The sequence below is a fragment of the Pseudodesulfovibrio sp. zrk46 genome (assembly GCF_012516435.1).
Taxonomy (GTDB): Bacteria; Desulfobacterota; Desulfovibrionia; order Desulfovibrionales; family Desulfovibrionaceae; genus Pseudodesulfovibrio.
In genome coordinates this window covers 3950338-3968078 of record NZ_CP051216.1, presented here as the reverse complement: position 1 = coordinate 3968078, position 17741 = coordinate 3950338, and the positions used below count along the sequence as shown (strand labels likewise).

Here is a 17741-nt window from a genome sequence, read left to right as displayed (position 1 = left end):
TCCTATGGTACGTATGTAATAACAAGAGAGTTGGACGAATCACGCATGACCTGTGCCGTGACGCCAAATACGTCGCGGATAGTCTCGGGCGTCAGTGCGTTTCCGGGAGTACCGTGGGCGTGAATCCGGCCGTCCTTGAAGATGAGAACGCGGTCGCAGTAACTGGCGGCCAGATTGAGATCGTGGAGCACGGCGATGATCGTGCGATTATCCTTGCGGGCCAGTCGACGCAGTTCGGTCATGGCGGCCAGCGCGTGTCGGATGTCCATACTTGATGTGGGCTCGTCAAGCAAGAGTCCCGGTGTGGATTGTGCCAATGCACGGGCAAACACCGTACGCTGCTTTTCACCCCCTGAAAGCTCGGACAGGGGGCGTGCGGAAAGATGGGCGATGTCCATGGTGATCATGGCTGCGTGGGCCGCGGTAATGTCTTCGTCAGATGGCCGGGAAAAGCGTGGGATGTGTGGATGGCGTCCCATGAGCACGGCATCGAAAACCGAGAAGGGAAAGTTGAATCGGAACTCTTGCGGTACCATGGCGCAAAGGGTTGCCTGCTGTTTGGGAGAAAGTGCAGTTACGTTGCTGTCGTTGACAAGCGCCTGGCCGAAGACCGGTGAATGGTGGCCTGCCAACAGCGAAAGCAGTGTGGATTTGCCGCTACCGTTGGGCCCGACAACGGCGTGGACCAATCCCGGCTCGAATACGTGATTCAGATTGCGCAATACTTCTGTACCGCCATAGTCGAAACTCAGGTTGTCCAGAGTATAGGTGACGCTAGTCATAACGCCTCCCACTGCGGGTGCGGGTGCGGGTGAAAATCCAACAGAAGACCGGGCCGCCTATGAGGGCGGTGAGTACGCCGATTGGTACCTCGTTGGGCAGCACTGCGCGTGTGAGCGTGTCGGCCAGTAGAAGGAGAATGGCACCGCCAAGACCGGATGCAGGCAAAAGCCAGCGATTGTCGGGGCCGACCACAAAACGCATGAGATGCGGAATGATCAGACCGACAAAGCCGATGATGCCGGAGACGGAAACGCAGACCGCGCTGATGAGGGAGGCGGTGAGCAACAGAACTAGGCGAACCCGTCCGGTGTCCACGCCGAGGCTGCGGGCCGAACGCGCACCGAGCGACATGATGTTCAGGTCACGGGAAAAATAGAGGCAAAGGCAAAAACCGAGTAGGGCGGTGACGCCGGTTAGCGTAGCGTCAAGCCAAGTGCGGGAAACGAAGCTGCCCATGAGCCAGAATACGATGGCAGCAACCCGTTCGTCTGCCATGTATTTTATGAAGCTGATGCCTGCCGACAGTATGGCTGAGACAATGACGCCGGAAAGGATAAGGTTTGTCGGGGCGAATTCACCATCACGACCAGACATGGCGATTACTGCCAGTAAGGTGAGGATCGCACCAAGGAATGCCATAAGGCAAAGAGTGGTCGGTCCCAGGAAGGTCAAGCCGAGGAGCAGGGCGAGAGCCGCTCCGAAAGCTGCTCCTGAAGAAACGCCGAGGGTGAATGGATCGGCCAGAGGGTTGAGCAACAAGCCTTGGAACACTGCACCAGACACGGCGAGACCGAAACCTACAGCGGCAGAGGTGAGGATACGGGGCAGGCGAACTTCAAGCACGACGCTCTGGTAGAGTGGGTCTATTGAATTCACCGCCCCCCGCACGGCATCACACAGGATGACGAGGACGTCTCCCGGTGCAATGGCGATATAGCCCATGCCGGTGGCCAGGATCAGGGAGATGCCCAGAAACAGGGCAAGCATGACGATCATGAGACCGGAGCGGGTATGTGTGCGGAGAGCAGTGGTCATAGTCTTACGGCAGCATGTGAGTCTGGGACTGAGCGTCCTTGAGGTGTTTCACGTAGAGGTCGGCCCATGCGTCCAGAGACCCGAGGCCGCGCAGCTCGGTCTTTACCTTGTAGCCGGCCTTGGTCAGCATGACCTTCCACGAATCGTCCTCGTCGCCAGCCATGTCGTTGGAGGCGTGGTCACCAGCAACTACCATGAAGGGTTTCATGAGGATGTTCTTTTTGCCGGACAGTTTGAGGGCTGCCAGCAGGTCATTGAAATTGGGGAAACCTTCCACGCAGCCCACGAAAATGGGGTACTTGTAGGTAACCTGCATTTCGCGCTGAAGTTCAGCGTAGATGCCGGTGGAGTAGAAATCGTTGCCGTGGCCCATGTAGACAAGAGCCGCGTCCATCTTTTTGGCTTCCTCTACGTCACCCTTGAGGGCAGCAACGCCAGCGGCGATGTCATCCAGATAGGGGTATACGTCACCGGGCATGCCCAGCGCGGGACGACCAAGGCGCATGCGTTTGAAGGGAACGAATCTGGCCTTGAGAGCACGAATGGAGCGGAGGCCTATCATCAGGCTTTCCAGATCGGCAAACTCTTCACCCGCGAAGATATGCAGAGACTGAACAGCGATATCCTCATAGCCTTCGTTCTGCAGGTTTGCGATGGTTGCCAAAGGATTCTTTACGTACAGAATCTCCTTGGGAACTCCCGCATTGGCCTTCTGCCAGGCCGTGTCATTCTGGCGTTTCTGCCAGATTCCGCGGATGATGTCAGAGGTGAACGCGAGCTTAACAGGCACGCCCGGGTTGGCCTTCTCAACCTTGGACTTAATGTTCAAGATGGAATTGAGAGCCTGGGGATAGGACGTTCCAAAGGCCGCCAAAACGATGGCTTTCTTGGTAGGACCTTTCTTGTGGTGCCCAGCCATTGCCGGAGCGGCCAGCATCAAGGTCAGGGCGAATAGCAGCGCAATATTTGCGCCTTTGCAAAAGAGTTTCATGCTTCCTCCAAAAGGGAAGAAGGGCGGTTGAGGGAAATAAAAAATCCCCTTCCTCAACGTTTTCGAGGAAGGGGAACCGTTTTTTCCCTTCTATGCCAGTGGCGGTAAGCCCACGTACCACCGCGGCAAACCAATTACGTCCCAGGCAGGTCTTCCGGCTGGTTCCTCCCACTTTCGCCTTCCCAGGAATAATCCCAGTGGCATATTGAAAGCAGTTCATCGGAACGTCACGGCGGCGGGTCCGCTCCCGAGTCTCACGGGATTCCCTATCAAGTTCAAAACACCTGAGGAGGAACGTATTATGTCCTGTAAGGCCTTTACGTCAAGGCTTCTTTGTTTTCCATGTGCACTCGCGCCTGGAAATTCTGAAGCATTTCCTCTGTATCGATGACCAGAGCATCGGACTCACCCATCATGCCGTAACCGAGAATGGGCACCTCGAAGATCTCTTCAACTGGTACGGTGAAGCCGGTGATGACCACCTGCTGCTGGCGGAGCACTTCGTCCACCAGAATGGCGGCCTTGTATTCGCCTACGCGAACCACGATGGCCTGAGCCATTTCGATGTCCGTTACCAGCGGTACCAGGTCTAGGAGATCGGCCAGTCTGAGCAGCGAATGAACTTCGCCACGCACGTCTACGGTCTCTCGTCCATCGGGCAGTTCCACTACTTCGTTCTTGCGCGGCATGTAGATTTCGACAACGTCGCGGCTGGGAACGATGTATGTGTCGCCGCCCACCTTGCAGACCAGAGCGTCAACAATACCCTCGTTGGCCGAGCGATCCAAGGGAATGGAGATGGTGAACTTGGCGCCCTTGCCGAGCTCGCTATCAATAGTGATGTCGCCATCAAGGGTGACACGGATGGCGTTGACCACTGCATCCATGCCAACGCCTCGCCCGGAGACATCGGTGATCTTCTCAGCGGTAGAGAATCCGGACTGAAGCACGAACTGGAGGATTTCCTCGGTATTGTATTCCTGCCCTTCTTCGGCGATGCCTTTTTCGAGAGCCTTGGCAAGGATGCGATCGGGGTCGAGACCGCGACCATCGTCCTGTACCTGAATGAATGCGCTGTCGCCCTTGCGCCATGCGGAAAGGGTGACGTTACCCGTCTCGGACTTGCCCGCTTCCACGCGGCCTTCCGTCGTCTCAAGACCGTGGTCAACAGCGTTGCGTAAGAGGTGGACAAGTGGCTCGTTAAGGCTTTCCACAATGGTCTTGTCGAGTGCCAGTTCATCGCCACGCACGATGAATTCGAGCTTCTTGCCGATCTTTTGGCTGAGGCTCTTCACCAAACGGTGCATGGGCATGAAAATCTGTTTGAGCGGCACCAGTCTGATGGCATCAACTTCCTTCTGGAGTCGGCTGATGACGTTGTCCAGTTCGCGCAGTGAAGAAGCCACCTGACTCAGGTTGGAGGTGCCTCCCTGAGCGATGACAGCGTAAGTGACCATGAGCTTTCCGACCAGCTCGATAACGCGGTCCAGTCGGTCTGTAGGTACGCGGATGGATGAAATGGCCTGCTGTTGTGCGGGCTTCTCCTGCTTGCCCTTGGCAGCAGGCTTTTTCTCCGGCTCGGCTTTCTTTTCTTCGACAGGCTCTGCTGCTTCCTCTGGTTCTTCTGCCGTTGCAGTGGGGGAATCATCGAAAGCCTTGGCAGCATCTTCCTCGGATTCAATAATTACTTCGGGAGCGGGCTTGGATTCAACAATGCCCATGGAGGAAGTGCCGGTTTCCAACTGGCCGCTGAGAGCGAAGAGAAAACGCTTCTGGGCTTCGCATATGCCCAGCATGGCGGTGATAATGTCGTCGTTTACCGGCGTGATGCCGTCGGTCAGCATGTCGAGGACCGCGATGACGGCCGCGCTGGAGATCTTCATGTGTGACAGCCCAAGCGCATCCACAGCACTCCCGGCGTCCTGTCCGGTAGCTGCCACGTCGAGAATCTGTTTCTCGATTTCTTCGATGCACTGGATGATATTGTCCTGCATGGAATCTCCTGTTTACTGCGTCGTGAAATAAGTGTCTTCGTCAGGGTATACGGCAATGGTGGCATCAAAGCCCCAGCCGTAGAGAGTTTGTTTCGTATCGGGGGTAAGGTTGCACGCTGCAATCTTGAATGTGGTGCCCATGCTGGCCACAGCTGCCCAGGCGGTGGAGCCGAAGGTCAGCACTTCCGTGAGATCGATAAGAATTTTGTCTCCCGGCTCAACCGTCATGATTGCGCCCATGATAGGTTTGAACTGGGTGTCCAAATGTACCCGTGGGTCCTTGACCCTGAGGATGGTCACGCCATCTCGATTCTCAACGGAAACACCCGCGCCAACACTTTGCGACTCATCTTGTCCAACACTGGAGGCTTCCTTGATGAGGTCGAGGATCTCATTCTGTTCCTCATCGTCGTCGATGCCGTCGCGCAACTGCTCAAGCACCTGAAAAATCATGTTTACACCGCGGGAGAGGAGGACGACATTGCTTGAAGTTGCCTCTACTTCTCCAGCCTGAACTTTTTTCAGGAAGTCCTCGATCTTGTGAGTAAAATGCGACGCAGGTTCAAAGCCAGGCATGAACCCTGTTACACCCTTGATGGTGTGCAGGGGGCGTGCAAGGATTTCAATACTCTCAGCGAGGTCGTCTCCCTCGAGCATCTCCAGTCCTTCCATGACCTGAGGATAGTATTTGTCGTTGAGCTCAGAGAAGAACTCTTCAACCATCGGATCGTCGCTCATGAGCTGTCCTACTTATTCAAAAGTCCGAGTTTTTCGAGTTCTTTGTACAACTTGTCCTTGGCGACTGGCTTGACGATGTACGCAGAAGCTTCTCCGTCATAAAATGACTTGAGTACTGTCTGAGGATCATCGAGAGCCGTTGTCATGATAACTTTTGCTCTTGGTTTAAGGGATTCCTCGGCTTCCATCTTGCGGATTTTGCTGAGTGCTTCCACCCCGTCAACTTCCGGCATCATGATGTCCATGAGGATAAGATCGTAGGGCTTGCCTTCGGTGTGAGCCAGCTTGAATGCTTCAACTGCTTCGCGACCGTTGACCACAATGTCCACTTCAAACAGCGTCATCAAGAATGACCGAAGTATCTTTCTGCTTAAAAATTCATCTTCGACTATGAGCGCTCGCATTCATTCCCCCGTCTATCTCAGTATTGCTGACTGCACTTCCTATTCTTATGTAATCGGAAATTTTGTCAATATGTTGATTGAAAAATATAATGCCTCTGAATGGGTGGGTAGTAGCTTCAATGAATATCCTTTCTCATAGCATGTTATTTGCGCAGAATGTTACATAAATCTCGATAATTGGATGCGTTTTTGTAAAAAACTAGCAATTCCATAATGATGTGGTGTTTTCTTCTGAGAGAGCCTTCTGGGAAATCGGTGAGAGGCCAAGGCTTGCTAAACCATATGGGAATCAGGTACCAAGCCTCCCATGTCACGCACCATTACAGAAAAAAGAAAAAAGAAAATCGATGCCGTTTTGGATCAGAGGCAGAAAGACCTTTCTCTGGTCATGGATAACATTTGGGATCCGCACAACGTTTCGGCTGTTTTGCGCAGTTGTGATGCGTTCGGAGTATCCGATGTTCATCTTTATTACACCACTTCACAGTGGCCGGATCTAGGCAAGAAGAGTTCCGCCTCTGCAAAGAAATGGATTCGCCGAACCCGTCACATTGATCCTGCTGCCATGGTCGATCAGTTGAAAGCGGGAGGTGGGCAGATCCTTCGGACCGGTTTTTCCGCGACCGCACGACCTGTTCATGATTTCGATTTCACCAAGCCCACATCCATTATCTTGAGCAACGAGCACAACGGCACTGCGCCGGAAATAGCCGAGTTGGTGACGGATGAAATTTATATCCCCATGTTCGGCATGGTGCAGAGCTTCAATGTGTCCGTTGCCGCGGCAATCATTCTCTACGAAGCTTCCACACAGCGGCAGCGTGCTGGTATGTATGACCAGCCTTCTTTCAGCGAAGAAGAGTTGGCGCAACTTCGTGCAGAGTGGTACGAACGATAAATTTTCGCTCTAGCGTGATTTTTTAATTGAAAGACGGCTTGTTCGGGGCTACATAATCGTCCAAATAGGTTTGCAGGCTTTTACAGTGGATTGACGCTCGCAAGGGAGGAAACTTGCACGACTTGATCAAAGCAATGAACGACGGTGAAGCCGTCGTCTACCCGACCGAAACCCTGTACGCCCTCGGTTGCGATGCGACCAGCGAGGCCGCTTGTCAGAAGATTATCGACATAAAAGGAAGACCGGGGTCAAAACCGCTTCCCATGATTGTCGGTGGAATAGACATGCTGAAGCTGGTCACACAAGAGCAGCCTTCCATGTTGTCCGAGCTGGCCAAATCCTTTTGGCCCGGCCCCCTCTCCATACTGGTGAAAGCTCTTCCCGAACTGCCTTCTGTTTTATCTGATGAGGAAGGCTACACCTCTGTACGTTGGAGCGGGCATCCCTTTGCGGCAGAACTGTCCCGTCGTATGAAAAAGCCTATCGTTGCAACAAGCGCCAATTTGAGCGGCAAACCTCCGGTAGCTTTGCCTGAGGATCTGGATTCTGACTTGCTTGAGCAGGTGGGAGCGACCTACTTGGATCCGCCGTGGCCCAAGGGTGGCAAGCCTTCCACGGTAGTTCGTGTCAAAAGCTTCAATCGTCTGGAAGTCATCCGTGAAGGGGCCGTTACCGTGAAAATGCTCTGCGACAAGGGCTTTTCCGTAACTCTCGCCAAATAGAAAATAACGGGGTTTTTCCCGTTTGAGTGACATGGTAGTCTCCTCGAAAAGGGGGAATGCCTGTGGCAGTATCGGATGAGCCTTTGGCTCCACGAATTCTCATTGTCGAAGACAGCAAAGTTGTCTATCGAGAGCTCAAGCGTTGCATCGAAAGTCAGCTTGGCTATGATGTTGATGTTGTCTCTTCATACGCTGATGCTGATGCATATCTGAAGCAGAATAGCCGTAATATATTTCTCTCCATAGTCGATCTCTACCTCCCTGACGCAACAGAAGGGGAAATAGTAGATCTTTTCTGTGCTCGCATGGTTCCTACCATCGTGTTTACATCCGATTTTTCCGAGGAAACTCGTAAGCGAATGATGTCCAAGGACATCATCGACTATGTGGTCAAGGACGCTCGTGCTGTCGAGAATGTTATTGATTATGTTAAGCGCCTATCCCGAAACAGGGATATCAAAGTGCTGGTGGTGGACGACTCCGGTTCCTTCCGTTTTCATCTCTCATCGCTTCTTCATAAGCAGATGTTTCAGGTAGCTGATGTCGTCGATGCCGAAGGTGCATTGGCGGAGATCGAGAAGAATGATGAATATACTGTGGTAATCACGGATTACCAGTTACCTGGGATGGACGGTGTGGCTTTGACCAGGAAGTTGAGAGAACTTCATAGCAAGGCCGAGATGATTGTTATTGCGATCTCAACAGCTGGGGACCCTTCTCTTGCTGCCCGTTTTTTCAAGACAGGCGTGAATGACTTCCTGTCGAAGCCTTTTGAAGCAGAGGAGTTTTATTCGCGAGTGAATCATAATGTTGATGTTCTTGAGACGATCCGTGCTCTCAAGGATGCTGATAAGGTCAAGAATCAGTTTCTAGGGATGGCCGCTCATGATTTGCGTAGCCCCATCAATGGCATTCACGGGCTTTCGGAAATGTTGTTGGAGGATATGTGCGGTCCCATCAACGAAGAACAGCGCGAAATGATCAGCTACATTCATTCAGCTAACAAGCATATGAATTCACTTGTTAATGATCTGCTTGATATTTCAGTTATTGAGTCCGGTAATCTCAAGCTGCTCAAGGGAGAAGCCGCTCTGGCCGATATGTTGGCTGAACGATGCCGTATTCATTCTCTCGCCGCCTCACGTAAGTCCACCTCCATTGGTTCTACAGTGGAAGAGGTTCCGAATTTTGCCTTTGACTATCGTCGGATGGGACAGGTCATGGACAATTTGTTGACCAATGCCATTAAGTTCTCACCTCATAATTCGAAGATCGAAGTGACCCTCGGGATGGAAGACGGGCATGCCAAGGTCTGCGTATGCGACAATGGTCAGGGAATCCCTCCGGGTGAGGAAGAATTGCTTTTTCAGAATTTTAAGAAGACCAGCGTGAAACCAACTGCTGGTGAGTCGAGCACCGGATTGGGGCTGCCTATCGTCAAGAAGATCGTTGAAGCCCATGGCGGTCGTGTCTGGGTTGAGAGCGTCTACGGTCAAGGCTCATCATTTTGTTTTACCCTGCCTCTTGATTGATTGCTTTTCCCTTCATAGTGTTTGGCCTTTGGGGCGACATCAGGTACAAGGATTCCACTTTGTACCCGTGGCATTTGCTGTCCGGACGGTTATGATTTTACAGACACAGGAGTGTGCAGCGTGGAAGTCAAGGAACCATGCCCTCATTGCGGCGGCGAGATAGTAAGATACCACAACCCCACACCGACGGTAGACGTCGTGATTCTCGTCCCTGACGGAACTCCGGAGGGTGATGGAGTGGTGCTGATTGAGCGACTGAATCCGCCGTATGGCTGGGCGTTGCCCGGAGGTTTCGTGGACGCAGGTGAAACCTGCGAACATGCTGCTGTGCGTGAGATGAAAGAAGAAACCGGGTTGGATGTAGTCTTGACTGGATTACTCAATGTCTACTCTGATCCGAAGCGTGATCCTCGTCAGCACACTATGAGCGTAGTGTATACTGGTGTGCCTCGTGATATCGCCAAGCTTCAGGCGGGCGATGATGCGGGTAAAGTAAAGGTGTTCCCGTTGAACGAGTGGCCGGAATTGGCTTTTGATCACGGCGATATATTGAATGATTTTATGATGACCTATGGTCGTTTGAACGCAAAATAATAAGGTTGATTGCAGGTTATGTCCCTGAAAACCCTTTGTATGACCCTTGGCGATCCGTGCGGGTTGGGCCCAGAACTTGTGGTGCGTCATTTTGCCGATGAAACACCTCGTGCCAATGAGCGGTTGATAATCATCGGGCCTGAGGTGGCCTTGAAGCGCGAGTTGAATCGTTACGGCGTGCCTCAGTTCCATGAAAAACTTGATTCACTCGATGAATTACAGGGCAAAGGCGCTGGTATCTATCTTTTCGAACCTCCGGAATTGTCGAGACTAGGCTTTCCTCCGGGCAAAGCCGTTGTTGAAGGCGGGTTGGCCGCCGGAGCAAGTCTGGATGATGCCGTATCGCTGCTGAACAGTGGTGTGGCTGACGGTCTCGTTACTTGTCCGCTGAATAAGGCCATGCTTCAGAAGGCTGGCTATAAGTTCCCGGGACATACTGAATTCTTGGCTGAGAAATTGGGCGTAGGGGCAGACAAGGTGTGCATGCATCTGTGTGGTCACGATCCTCACAACCACGAATCGCCCAAACTGCGTGTGAGCTTGGTAACGACGCACCCCCGTCTCAAGGATGTTCCCGGATTGGTGACTCGTCAGCGTATCTTGCACTGTTTGCGGCTGACCGCTGATTTCGTGCGTGCCATGAAGCTGGACGGGGAGATCGCAGTCTGTGGATTGAACCCGCATGCTGGAGAGTCTGGCCGCATTGGTGATGAGGAGATCAAGACTATCTCCCCAGCCATTGAAGCAGCCAAAGAAGAAGGGCTGAAGGTCGCCGGACCCATTCCAGCGGATACATTGTTCCACTTCGCAGCCAAAGGCGATTATCCGGCAGTGTTGGCTATGTACCATGATCAAGGTCTCGGCCCCCTCAAGCTACTGCATTTCAGCGAGGCTGTGAATGTGACTCTTGGTCTGCCGTGTCCTCGCACATCGCCTGATCACGGCACCGGATATGATCTGGTGGGCACCGGCAGGGCGTCCATCAAGAGTTTTCAGGCTGCGCTGGATATGGCTCGTCGACTGGTGGAGGCGCGATAGCCATGGCGGACAAGTATATTTTGCTCGATCGGGACGGCACCATCATTTACGACAAGCACTATTTGCATGATCCTGATGGTGTTGAATTGCTGCCTGGGGCCGTGGATGGCCTCAAGCGTATGCAGGAGCTTGGCTACCGATTGTTGGTTCTCACCAATCAGAGCGGTGTGGGGCGCGGTTATTACGACGATGCTTCGGTCAACGCCTGCAACGGCCGGATGGAAGAACTGTTGGCTCCCCACGGCATTACTTTTGATGGCATTTATTATTGCCCTCATACCCCTGAGGATGAATGTGATTGTCGGAAGCCTGCGACCGGACTCATGAATCAGGCTGCAGCTGAGCACGGGTTTGAGCCTGCTGATGCTGTGATGATCGGGGACAAGGAAGCAGACATGGGCGTTGGTAAGAATTCAGGTAGCATCACGATACTGGTTCGGACAGGTAAAGGTGCCAAGCATGAAGAACGATGCAAGGATATCGCCGACCATGTGACTGATGACTTGCGAGGGGCTGCCGAGATCATTGCCAACTTGTAGCTTTGAATTTTGACAAACAAAAAAAGCCGGACTTGCTGCGAAGTCCGGCTTTTTTTTAATGGCGAATGTTAGCGTTTGTTACGCTTGTCGAGGATGTGAGCACCAAAGCACATAATGGCGGTGAACCCGACCTCGATTGCGGTCATGGGAAATGCCATCCATCCAAGTTCTGTCCAGTAATTCATCGTCGCTTCCTCCCTTTGGCAAAAAATCGACCTAACAAGTATGAAATATGCTGTAAAGGATAAAACAAAGGCGGCCAGTGGCCGCCTTTGTGATTTTGATGTGTGTATGGGAAGTTACGCCATTTTCTTTTGGGCGAATTTGAGCATCTTGGCCGCTTCGTTGAAGTCGGGGTTGATGTTCAGAGCATTCTGCGCAGACTGAGCCATCTTGGCCCATTTTTTCCAGTCATAGTACAGTCGCCCAACATTGTAGTGGAGATACTCGTCTTCTGAGGTCAGGGTTAACGCCTTGAGGTAGTACTTCTCGGCAGTGTCAAAGTCCTGCATCTTGCGCAGAACCATGCCGATACGGTTGTACAGATGGATGGCGTTGGGATCATCCTTGAGGGCGTCGTCAAGCATATGGAATGCTTCTTTGTAACGTCCTGCATTGAGGTAGCGGTCCGCAATGTCCGCTTTGAGATCGGTGTCGCCGCCAAAGTCTTTGACCAATTGGTCGAAAACGTCCTTGGCTTCATCCCAATTCTGGTTGTCGAGGTGTTCCTGACCCTTGTCCAGCTCTTCCTGCTTACGGGCTATCAAAGCCTGTGCATCATTCTGTACAGACTGGTTAAGAGCCTTTTGCAGTTCCTGCAGGAGTTCCCGCATTGCATCAAGCAGTGCCCGTTCTTCGCCCGGGGTGTAGCTGATGATGAGCGGGTATACTTCGCGAATCTTCTTGTCGTTGTTGAGACTCTGAGTAACCTTGAAAATCAGCTCTTCAAACTCGTCTCTCTCTCCCTTCATAACCGGGTTTTTCAAGAAAAGAATTAACCCGTCATGGATTGCCTGTACGGCGGCCATGTACTTGCCCTTCTTGAGCATTGTCGTGACGGTATTGAGTTTCTTACGTGAACTTATCAGCTGATTGGACATGTGTACCCGCTCTTGTCAGACGTCGATGCGCTATGCTTATTTGCCGGTGGCCTCTTTCACCATCTCACGGAAGCGTGCAAAAAAGTACTGGCTGTCGTGAGGGCCGGGGCCGGCCTCGGGATGGTGCTGGATGGCCAGCAGCGGTTTTTCTTTGTGGCGAAAACCTTCCAAGGTTTTGTCATTTAAATTAATATGCGTGGGTTCGAGAAAATTCAACCCCTCGATATCTACACAAAAACCGTGGTTCTGGGAAGATATCTCGATCTTTTCAGTGCCGAGGTCCATGACAGGGTGGTTGCAGCCGTGGTGGCCAAACTTCAGCTTGAAGGTTTTGCCGCCCATTGCCAAGCCAAGAATCTGGTGGCCGAGGCAGATGCCTGCGATGGGGAAGTCCTCGTACAGATCCTTGGTAGCTTCTACGGCAGTAGTGACAGCTGCCGGGTCGCCGGGACCATTGGAGAGGAAAATTGCATCGGGTCCGAGCTCGCGTATCTGAGCAGCGGTGAAGTGGGAAGGCACGACGAGCATGTCAAATCCTTCGGCCGCCATGAGGCGCAGGATGTTCCACTTGATACCGAAGTCGTACACGGCCAGTTTCGGGCCAGTGCCTTTCCAGGAAAAATTCTTGAGATCGTCGATGAACTCGCGATCCTTGCCATTCCATATGTAAGGCTTCTCGCAGGAAACACGGTCGGCAAGGTTGAGGCCTTCCATGTTCTCGATGGATTGGGCCTTCTTCACCAGTTCGGCAGGATCTACATCACCGGTAGCCATGTAACCGCGCTGTGCGCCGTGGATGCGCAGATGGCGAGTCAGGGCACGGGTGTCGATGCCTTCGATGCCCATGACGCCGATCTCGGTCAGGTATTCAGGCAGCGGAATGGTAGAGCGCCAGTTGCTGGGGTTCTTGCAGCATTCCTTAACGATGAAACCTCCAACCTGAACTTTGTGAGACTCTACGTCCTCAGGGTTCACGCCGTAGTTTCCGATGAGGGGGTAGGTCATTGTGACCATCTGCCCGGTGTAGGACGGGTCGGTGAGGATCTCCTGATAACCGGTCATGCCGGTGTTGAAGATAACCTCGCCGCTCGCTTCGCCGTTGCCGGTGAAGCTTTTGCCTTTGAATATGGTGCCGTCTTCAAGGGCCAGGATAGCTTTCATCACTCTCTCTCCAAAATGGTCTTCGCTTTTTCGAGGTCTTCAGGCCTGTCTACGCCGTGACAGGTGTGCCTCGTTTCAGTCACGTAAATATCAATACCGTCTTCAAGCAGACGAAGTTGCTCCAGCTTTTCTCGTTGTTCGAGTGGGCTGGGATCGAGCTCGCCGAATCGCATGAGCGCTTCCATGCGGAATGCGTAAAGCCCTATGTGCAGCAGGAATCCGTGGACCTTCTCGTCGCGGTCAAAGGGAACCAACGAGCGAGAGAAGTAGAGGGCTCGTCCGTTCTTTGCTCGAACCACTTTAACGCGATCCGGTGACTGGGCGTCCTCATATCCTATGGCCGTTGCCAGTGTGGCCACATGGACCCTGCAGTTTTCAAACGGCGTCAGCAGGTCGGTGAGCATGTCCGGTTCCAGGCATGGTTCATCACCTTGGATGTTAACCACGACTGCGTCCGAGTCAATGTCGAGCTTGCGTGCGGCCTCCAGAACACGGTCTGTACCGCTCTGGTGATCGCTGGCGGTCATGACCACCGGCACGCCGTGCGCTTGGGCAGCGTCGAAGATGCGCTGGTCGTCTGTAGCCAGTGTAACACTGGACATTTGCGGACATTTTTTTGCCCGGTCGTAGACGTGCCAGAACATGGGCTTGCCCATGATTTCAGCCAGGGGCTTGCCCGGAAAACGCGAGGATTCGTATCTCGCGGGAATGATTCCATGACACTCGGGGAATTTGCTCATCGTCTTGTGCGCTGTGGCTTGTTAAACTTTATTGAGGAATTCGGCAACCTGTTTAGACACGGCTTTCGCGCCGCCCTGACGGTCCCTGATATACGCCTTGGCTTCCTTGACTACTTCCTTGCGTGGCTTGGTGTTGTCCAGGATGTCGATCAGAAGATTGAGCACGTGCTCGGCATCTTCGCCCTCATGGGCAATGCCTTCATCAATTATGTCCCTGCCAACCCAAGCGAAATTAGTCCAATGTGGGCCGGTAACAGGGGTGACCCCGCAGGTGAGCGGCTCCAGAAAGTTCTGTCCGCCCAACGGTGCCAGCGAGCCTCCTACGAAGGCTGCTTTGGCCAATCCGTAGGCCGGAACTAATTCGCCGAAAGTGTCCCACAAAATAGCGGTGCCGGGTTTTGCCGGACCAGTCATCTCTGAACGAAGGGTCCATGTGAGGCCCGCAGAGTCCAGTGCTTTGCCCCATATAGGGACGTGATGCATGTGCCGGGGGAAAACACCAATGATGGCCTTGGTACGGTATCTGACCAAAGCCCGGGCGATTTTCTTGACCGGTGTGGTTTCCTGCTTGCGAACTGAGCCGAAGACTACAAAATCGGAGCGCGTCGGGATCAGATCCTTGAGAGGGTTGTCCTTGCGGGCCATGGGGCCAGCTCCTGCCATGCGGTCGAACTTGATGTTGGGCATGACCCAAACACGGTCACGGCCAAACAGGGTTCCAAAACGGCGACCGTCGGTCTTGGACACGGCCATGACTTTTTCAGGACCGAGTGTCCGAAACAGTTCTGGCCAGGAAAGATACCCACCAAGACTTTTGGTGGTCATGCGTCCGTTGGCAAGCAGAACTCGCACGCCTTGCTTCTTACAGGCGTTCAAGAAGCCGGGCCAGATTTCCGTCTCCAGAATCAGGGCAGCGGTGGGGCGCACATAGGCGACCATGCGTTGCATGATGGCAGGAGAGTCAAACGGAAAATACCATGGCTGCACTGCAATGCCCTGACGGCTTTCGTTAATCTCTTTGGCGGCGCGGCACAGGGTGTCATAGCCCTGTCGGGTGTTGGTAGTGACCAGTACACGCAGGGTTTGGTCAAACTGAAGCTTGAGATTCTTGAGTACTTCCCAGGCAAGATAGGCCTCGCCACCACTGGCTGCCTGTATCCACAGATGAGCCTGTGCGGGCATGCCGTCGGCGAGAGTGCGTTGTTCCCAGCCTTCCTTTAAGCGATGATTGAGTTTGAGGAGAGGGAGAGCGGCCTTCCATGCCACACTGTAGACGGCCAGAGCCGATTTGATGGCAAACTGGCTCATCTTAGTTTTTCCTCTCTTTCATACCTACTTCAATAAGTTTGGCGATCAGGTCGGAGAAGGATAAGCCGATTGCCTTGGCTGCACGAGGCAGCAGACTGGTGGGCGTCATGCCGGGCAGCGTGTTGACTTCAAGCAGATAGGTGTCGCCGGACTCTGTCATGATGAAATCGCCACGACTGTATCCGGTCAGGCCCAGCGCGTCGTGAGCAACGATCATCTGCGCCTGAATGGAAGTGGTGACAGAGTCGTCCACAGGAGCAGGGCAAATCTCTTCGGCGCCATCTGCAGCGTATTTGTTTTCGTAATCGAAAAAGTCGGAGTCGGCTTTGGGAGTGATCATTACCAGCGGAAGCGGGGCGCCATCGAGGATGCCACAGGTTAACTCCACGCCGGGGATAAACTCTTCCACGAGTGCGGATTGGCACATGGCGAACACCTTATCCAGTGCAGCAGGAAAGTCTTCGGCTTTTTTCACCAGCGACATACCCAGACTGGAACCGCCTTTGTTGGGCTTGACAAAAACCGGGAGTTCCAGTTCCAGCGCTGTTTCACGCCCCTGAACAGGTGTCACAAGCTGCCATTTGGGTGTCTTGATCCCCTTGTCTTCAAAGACTTCTTTGGATGCTGCCTTGTTCAGGGCCAGATAGGAGGCAGCGGCTCCAGCACCCTGATAGGGACAGTCTGCCTTGTCGAGCACAGCCTGAATCAGGCCGTCCTCGCCGGGCGTTCCGTGTAAGTTGATGAAGGCAAAGTCAGCTTTCTTGGCGATGGACAGGAGGTTCTTGAAATCATCGGCGGGGTCGAAAAAAGTGACGTCGTGGCCCAGCTCAATGAGGGCCTCTCGGATTTTCTTGGCTCCGGAGAGAGAAACCTCGCGTTCGTCAGACCAGCCGCCCGCTATCAAAATCACATTCATTCAGGTCTACCCCTATGGTGTCGCTCATCATTTGCTCGAGCCTCAGGCCCTGTGCCTTGGTGATCTCGATGCGAGAGCGGATGTAGTCGTTAACGCCGTAGCGTTCAATAAGGTCATCGAAACGGGATTCGATGGTGACGATGGTGTCGTGGCGCACACGCTTGTCCGCATAAATAACGGCCATGGGCATGAAATAATTGGCGACGTCCATCTCGAAAGGCCAGAAAACATGGTGGGTAACACCGCTGGCAATGGCAGGATTGTTAGTGAGTTCAGCCACCCATCCGCCGCCCAGCTGGCTATGATTGCCGCCGTGGCGAATGCAGTAGGTCTTGGCAATGTCGTGAAGCAGTGCCGATGCGCGTACTGTAGGCACGTCTACATTCATGCCGATTTCTTCGGCCTTTTGTGCCAGGAAAGTCGCTACTTGTGCCACTTTTCGACTGTGGGCTGCGATGTGGTCCAGCATGGCGAACTGTTCCCAGTATACTGCACACCGAGCATCATCTGGAACGTCCCAAGACGGGTCGACAACGACCGGCATTGGTGCTGGTAATGGGGAGCGAAATTGCTCTTCAAGAATTTCAGGTGTTTCTTTGCTGCTCATGCGGTGTGTGAAACGGCTCTGTCTTGCTGGCTGCATCATCGTAGCCACCATTTCATTGCTTACCAGCATGTCTGGGAAAAATAAAGCGATGGCATACGGGTTTTGATCAGAATAAGTGGGCTAAATCAGGTTTAGTGTGCTGGTTCATATCTTGTGCAAATAAAAGCCCCGGCCAACAACGAGTCGCTGGCCGGGGTCGCATCCCTTACCTGTCCATATGTGATTTAGTGATTGCCGCAGCCGCCGTGTTCGTGACTGTGGTCAGCACCGCCGCCGCAGGTGTGCTCCATGGCGAAGCGGGGCAGGCTGTCATGGATCAGTGCTTCAACAGCCTGACCGACAGTGGGGGCACCAGAGCCGTGGTATACGTCGATGCCTACTTGATTGAAGCCCTGAAGCGGACGGAAGCCCATGCCACCGGAGATCAAGGTCTTTACTTCATTTTGAGCAAGGTAATTAACCGGAGCCATGCAGCCGCCCTGTTCGTGGGGGATGGCAGGCAGGGTTTTTACTTCCTTGATTTCACCGCCGGCGATCTCCACCAGAGTGTAGATGGCGCAGTGGCCGAAGTGGGCGTCCACACCGGCTTCGAGACCGCCGGGCATTGCAGAGGGAATAGCGACAATGGTATCCATGTCTGA

19 protein-coding genes and 1 riboswitch are annotated in these 17741 nt (G+C 53.4%); of the genes, 6 read left to right on the top strand and 13 right to left on the bottom strand.

Features of this window, described 5'->3' with window-relative positions; genetic code table 11:
- Positions 1-2: 2 nt before the first annotated feature.
- The 6 genes from HFN16_RS18305 to HFN16_RS18280 form a co-directional block, all read right to left on the bottom strand.
- A complete protein-coding gene (locus HFN16_RS18305) occupies positions 3-782 on the bottom strand; it encodes an ABC transporter ATP-binding protein (protein WP_168892107.1) in 780 nt (259 codons plus the stop codon).
- A complete protein-coding gene (locus tag HFN16_RS18300) occupies positions 775-1818 on the bottom strand; it encodes an iron ABC transporter permease (protein ID WP_168892106.1) in 1044 nt (347 codons plus the stop codon). The genes HFN16_RS18305 and HFN16_RS18300 overlap by 8 nt, the downstream gene beginning before the upstream one ends.
- A 4-nt stretch (positions 1819-1822) precedes the next feature.
- Complete coding sequence (locus tag HFN16_RS18295; protein ID WP_168892105.1) at positions 1823-2809, bottom strand: sirohydrochlorin cobaltochelatase; 987 nt, start codon at positions 2807-2809, stop codon at positions 1823-1825.
- Positions 2810-2935: 126 nt separating this feature from the next.
- A riboswitch (cobalamin riboswitch) is annotated at positions 2936-3112 on the bottom strand.
- Between the two features lie 14 nt (positions 3113-3126).
- The gene (locus HFN16_RS18290; RefSeq protein ID WP_168892104.1) at positions 3127-4803 is read right to left on the bottom strand and encodes a chemotaxis protein CheW; all 1677 of its coding nucleotides are present in this window, start codon (positions 4801-4803) and stop codon (positions 3127-3129) included.
- A gap of 12 nt (positions 4804-4815) precedes the next feature.
- On the bottom strand, positions 4816-5541 hold the full coding sequence (locus HFN16_RS18285; RefSeq protein ID WP_168892103.1) for an Hpt domain-containing protein: 726 nt from the start codon (positions 5539-5541) through the stop codon (positions 4816-4818).
- A gap of 8 nt (positions 5542-5549) precedes the next feature.
- Positions 5550-5945, bottom strand: a complete 396-nt coding sequence (locus HFN16_RS18280) for a response regulator (protein ID WP_168892102.1) — start codon at positions 5943-5945, stop codon at positions 5550-5552.
- A gap of 307 nt (positions 5946-6252) precedes the next feature.
- Between HFN16_RS18280 and HFN16_RS18275 the strand changes: the two genes are divergently transcribed.
- The 6 genes from HFN16_RS18275 (at position 6253) to gmhB (ending at position 11268) form a co-directional block, all read left to right on the top strand.
- Entirely contained in the window at positions 6253-6843 is a 591-nt protein-coding gene (locus HFN16_RS18275; RefSeq protein WP_168892101.1) for a TrmH family RNA methyltransferase, read from the top strand.
- A 113-nt stretch (positions 6844-6956) separates the two neighbouring features.
- Positions 6957-7565 carry an L-threonylcarbamoyladenylate synthase gene (locus tag HFN16_RS18270; RefSeq protein ID WP_168892100.1) on the top strand — a complete coding sequence of 203 codons (609 nt, stop codon included), beginning with the start codon at positions 6957-6959 and terminating at the stop codon, positions 7563-7565.
- A 62-nt stretch (positions 7566-7627) separates the two neighbouring features.
- Positions 7628-9097, top strand: coding sequence for a hybrid sensor histidine kinase/response regulator (locus HFN16_RS18265; RefSeq protein ID WP_168892099.1), 1470 nt, complete (start codon positions 7628-7630; stop codon positions 9095-9097).
- 120 nt (positions 9098-9217) lie between these two features.
- Positions 9218-9691, top strand: coding sequence for an NUDIX hydrolase (locus HFN16_RS18260; protein WP_168892098.1), 474 nt, complete (start codon positions 9218-9220; stop codon positions 9689-9691).
- Between the two features lie 18 nt (positions 9692-9709).
- Positions 9710-10729, top strand: a complete 1020-nt coding sequence (gene pdxA / locus HFN16_RS18255; protein ID WP_168892097.1) for a 4-hydroxythreonine-4-phosphate dehydrogenase PdxA — start codon at positions 9710-9712, stop codon at positions 10727-10729.
- Between the two features lie 2 nt (positions 10730-10731).
- Positions 10732-11268, top strand: a complete 537-nt coding sequence (gene gmhB, locus HFN16_RS18250; RefSeq protein ID WP_168892096.1) for a D-glycero-beta-D-manno-heptose 1,7-bisphosphate 7-phosphatase — start codon at positions 10732-10734, stop codon at positions 11266-11268.
- Between the two features lie 299 nt (positions 11269-11567).
- Here gmhB and HFN16_RS18245 read toward each other — a convergent pair whose 3' ends face one another.
- The 7 genes from HFN16_RS18245 to HFN16_RS18215 form a co-directional block, all read right to left on the bottom strand.
- Positions 11568-12368, bottom strand: coding sequence for a tetratricopeptide repeat protein (locus tag HFN16_RS18245; protein WP_168892095.1), 801 nt, complete (start codon positions 12366-12368; stop codon positions 11568-11570).
- A 36-nt stretch (positions 12369-12404) separates the two neighbouring features.
- On the bottom strand, positions 12405-13529 hold the full coding sequence (gene carA, locus HFN16_RS18240; protein ID WP_168892429.1) for a glutamine-hydrolyzing carbamoyl-phosphate synthase small subunit: 1125 nt from the start codon (positions 13527-13529) through the stop codon (positions 12405-12407).
- Positions 13529-14269, bottom strand: coding sequence for a 3-deoxy-manno-octulosonate cytidylyltransferase (gene kdsB, locus HFN16_RS18235; RefSeq protein WP_168892094.1), 741 nt, complete (start codon positions 14267-14269; stop codon positions 13529-13531). The genes carA and kdsB overlap by 1 nt, the downstream gene beginning before the upstream one ends.
- Positions 14270-14290: 21 nt before the next feature.
- Positions 14291-15577, bottom strand: a complete 1287-nt coding sequence (locus HFN16_RS18230) for a glycosyltransferase N-terminal domain-containing protein (protein ID WP_168892093.1) — start codon at positions 15575-15577, stop codon at positions 14291-14293.
- A gap of 1 nt (position 15578) precedes the next feature.
- Positions 15579-16493, bottom strand: coding sequence for a D-alanine--D-alanine ligase (locus HFN16_RS18225; protein ID WP_168892092.1), 915 nt, complete (start codon positions 16491-16493; stop codon positions 15579-15581).
- On the bottom strand, positions 16459-17100 hold the full coding sequence (locus tag HFN16_RS18220) for an HD domain-containing protein (RefSeq protein WP_168892091.1): 642 nt from the start codon (positions 17098-17100) through the stop codon (positions 16459-16461). The genes HFN16_RS18225 and HFN16_RS18220 overlap by 35 nt, the downstream gene beginning before the upstream one ends.
- Positions 17101-17324: 224 nt before the next feature.
- Complete coding sequence (locus tag HFN16_RS18215; protein ID WP_168892090.1) at positions 17325-17735, bottom strand: NifB/NifX family molybdenum-iron cluster-binding protein; 411 nt, start codon at positions 17733-17735, stop codon at positions 17325-17327.
- Positions 17736-17741 lie beyond the last annotated feature (6 nt).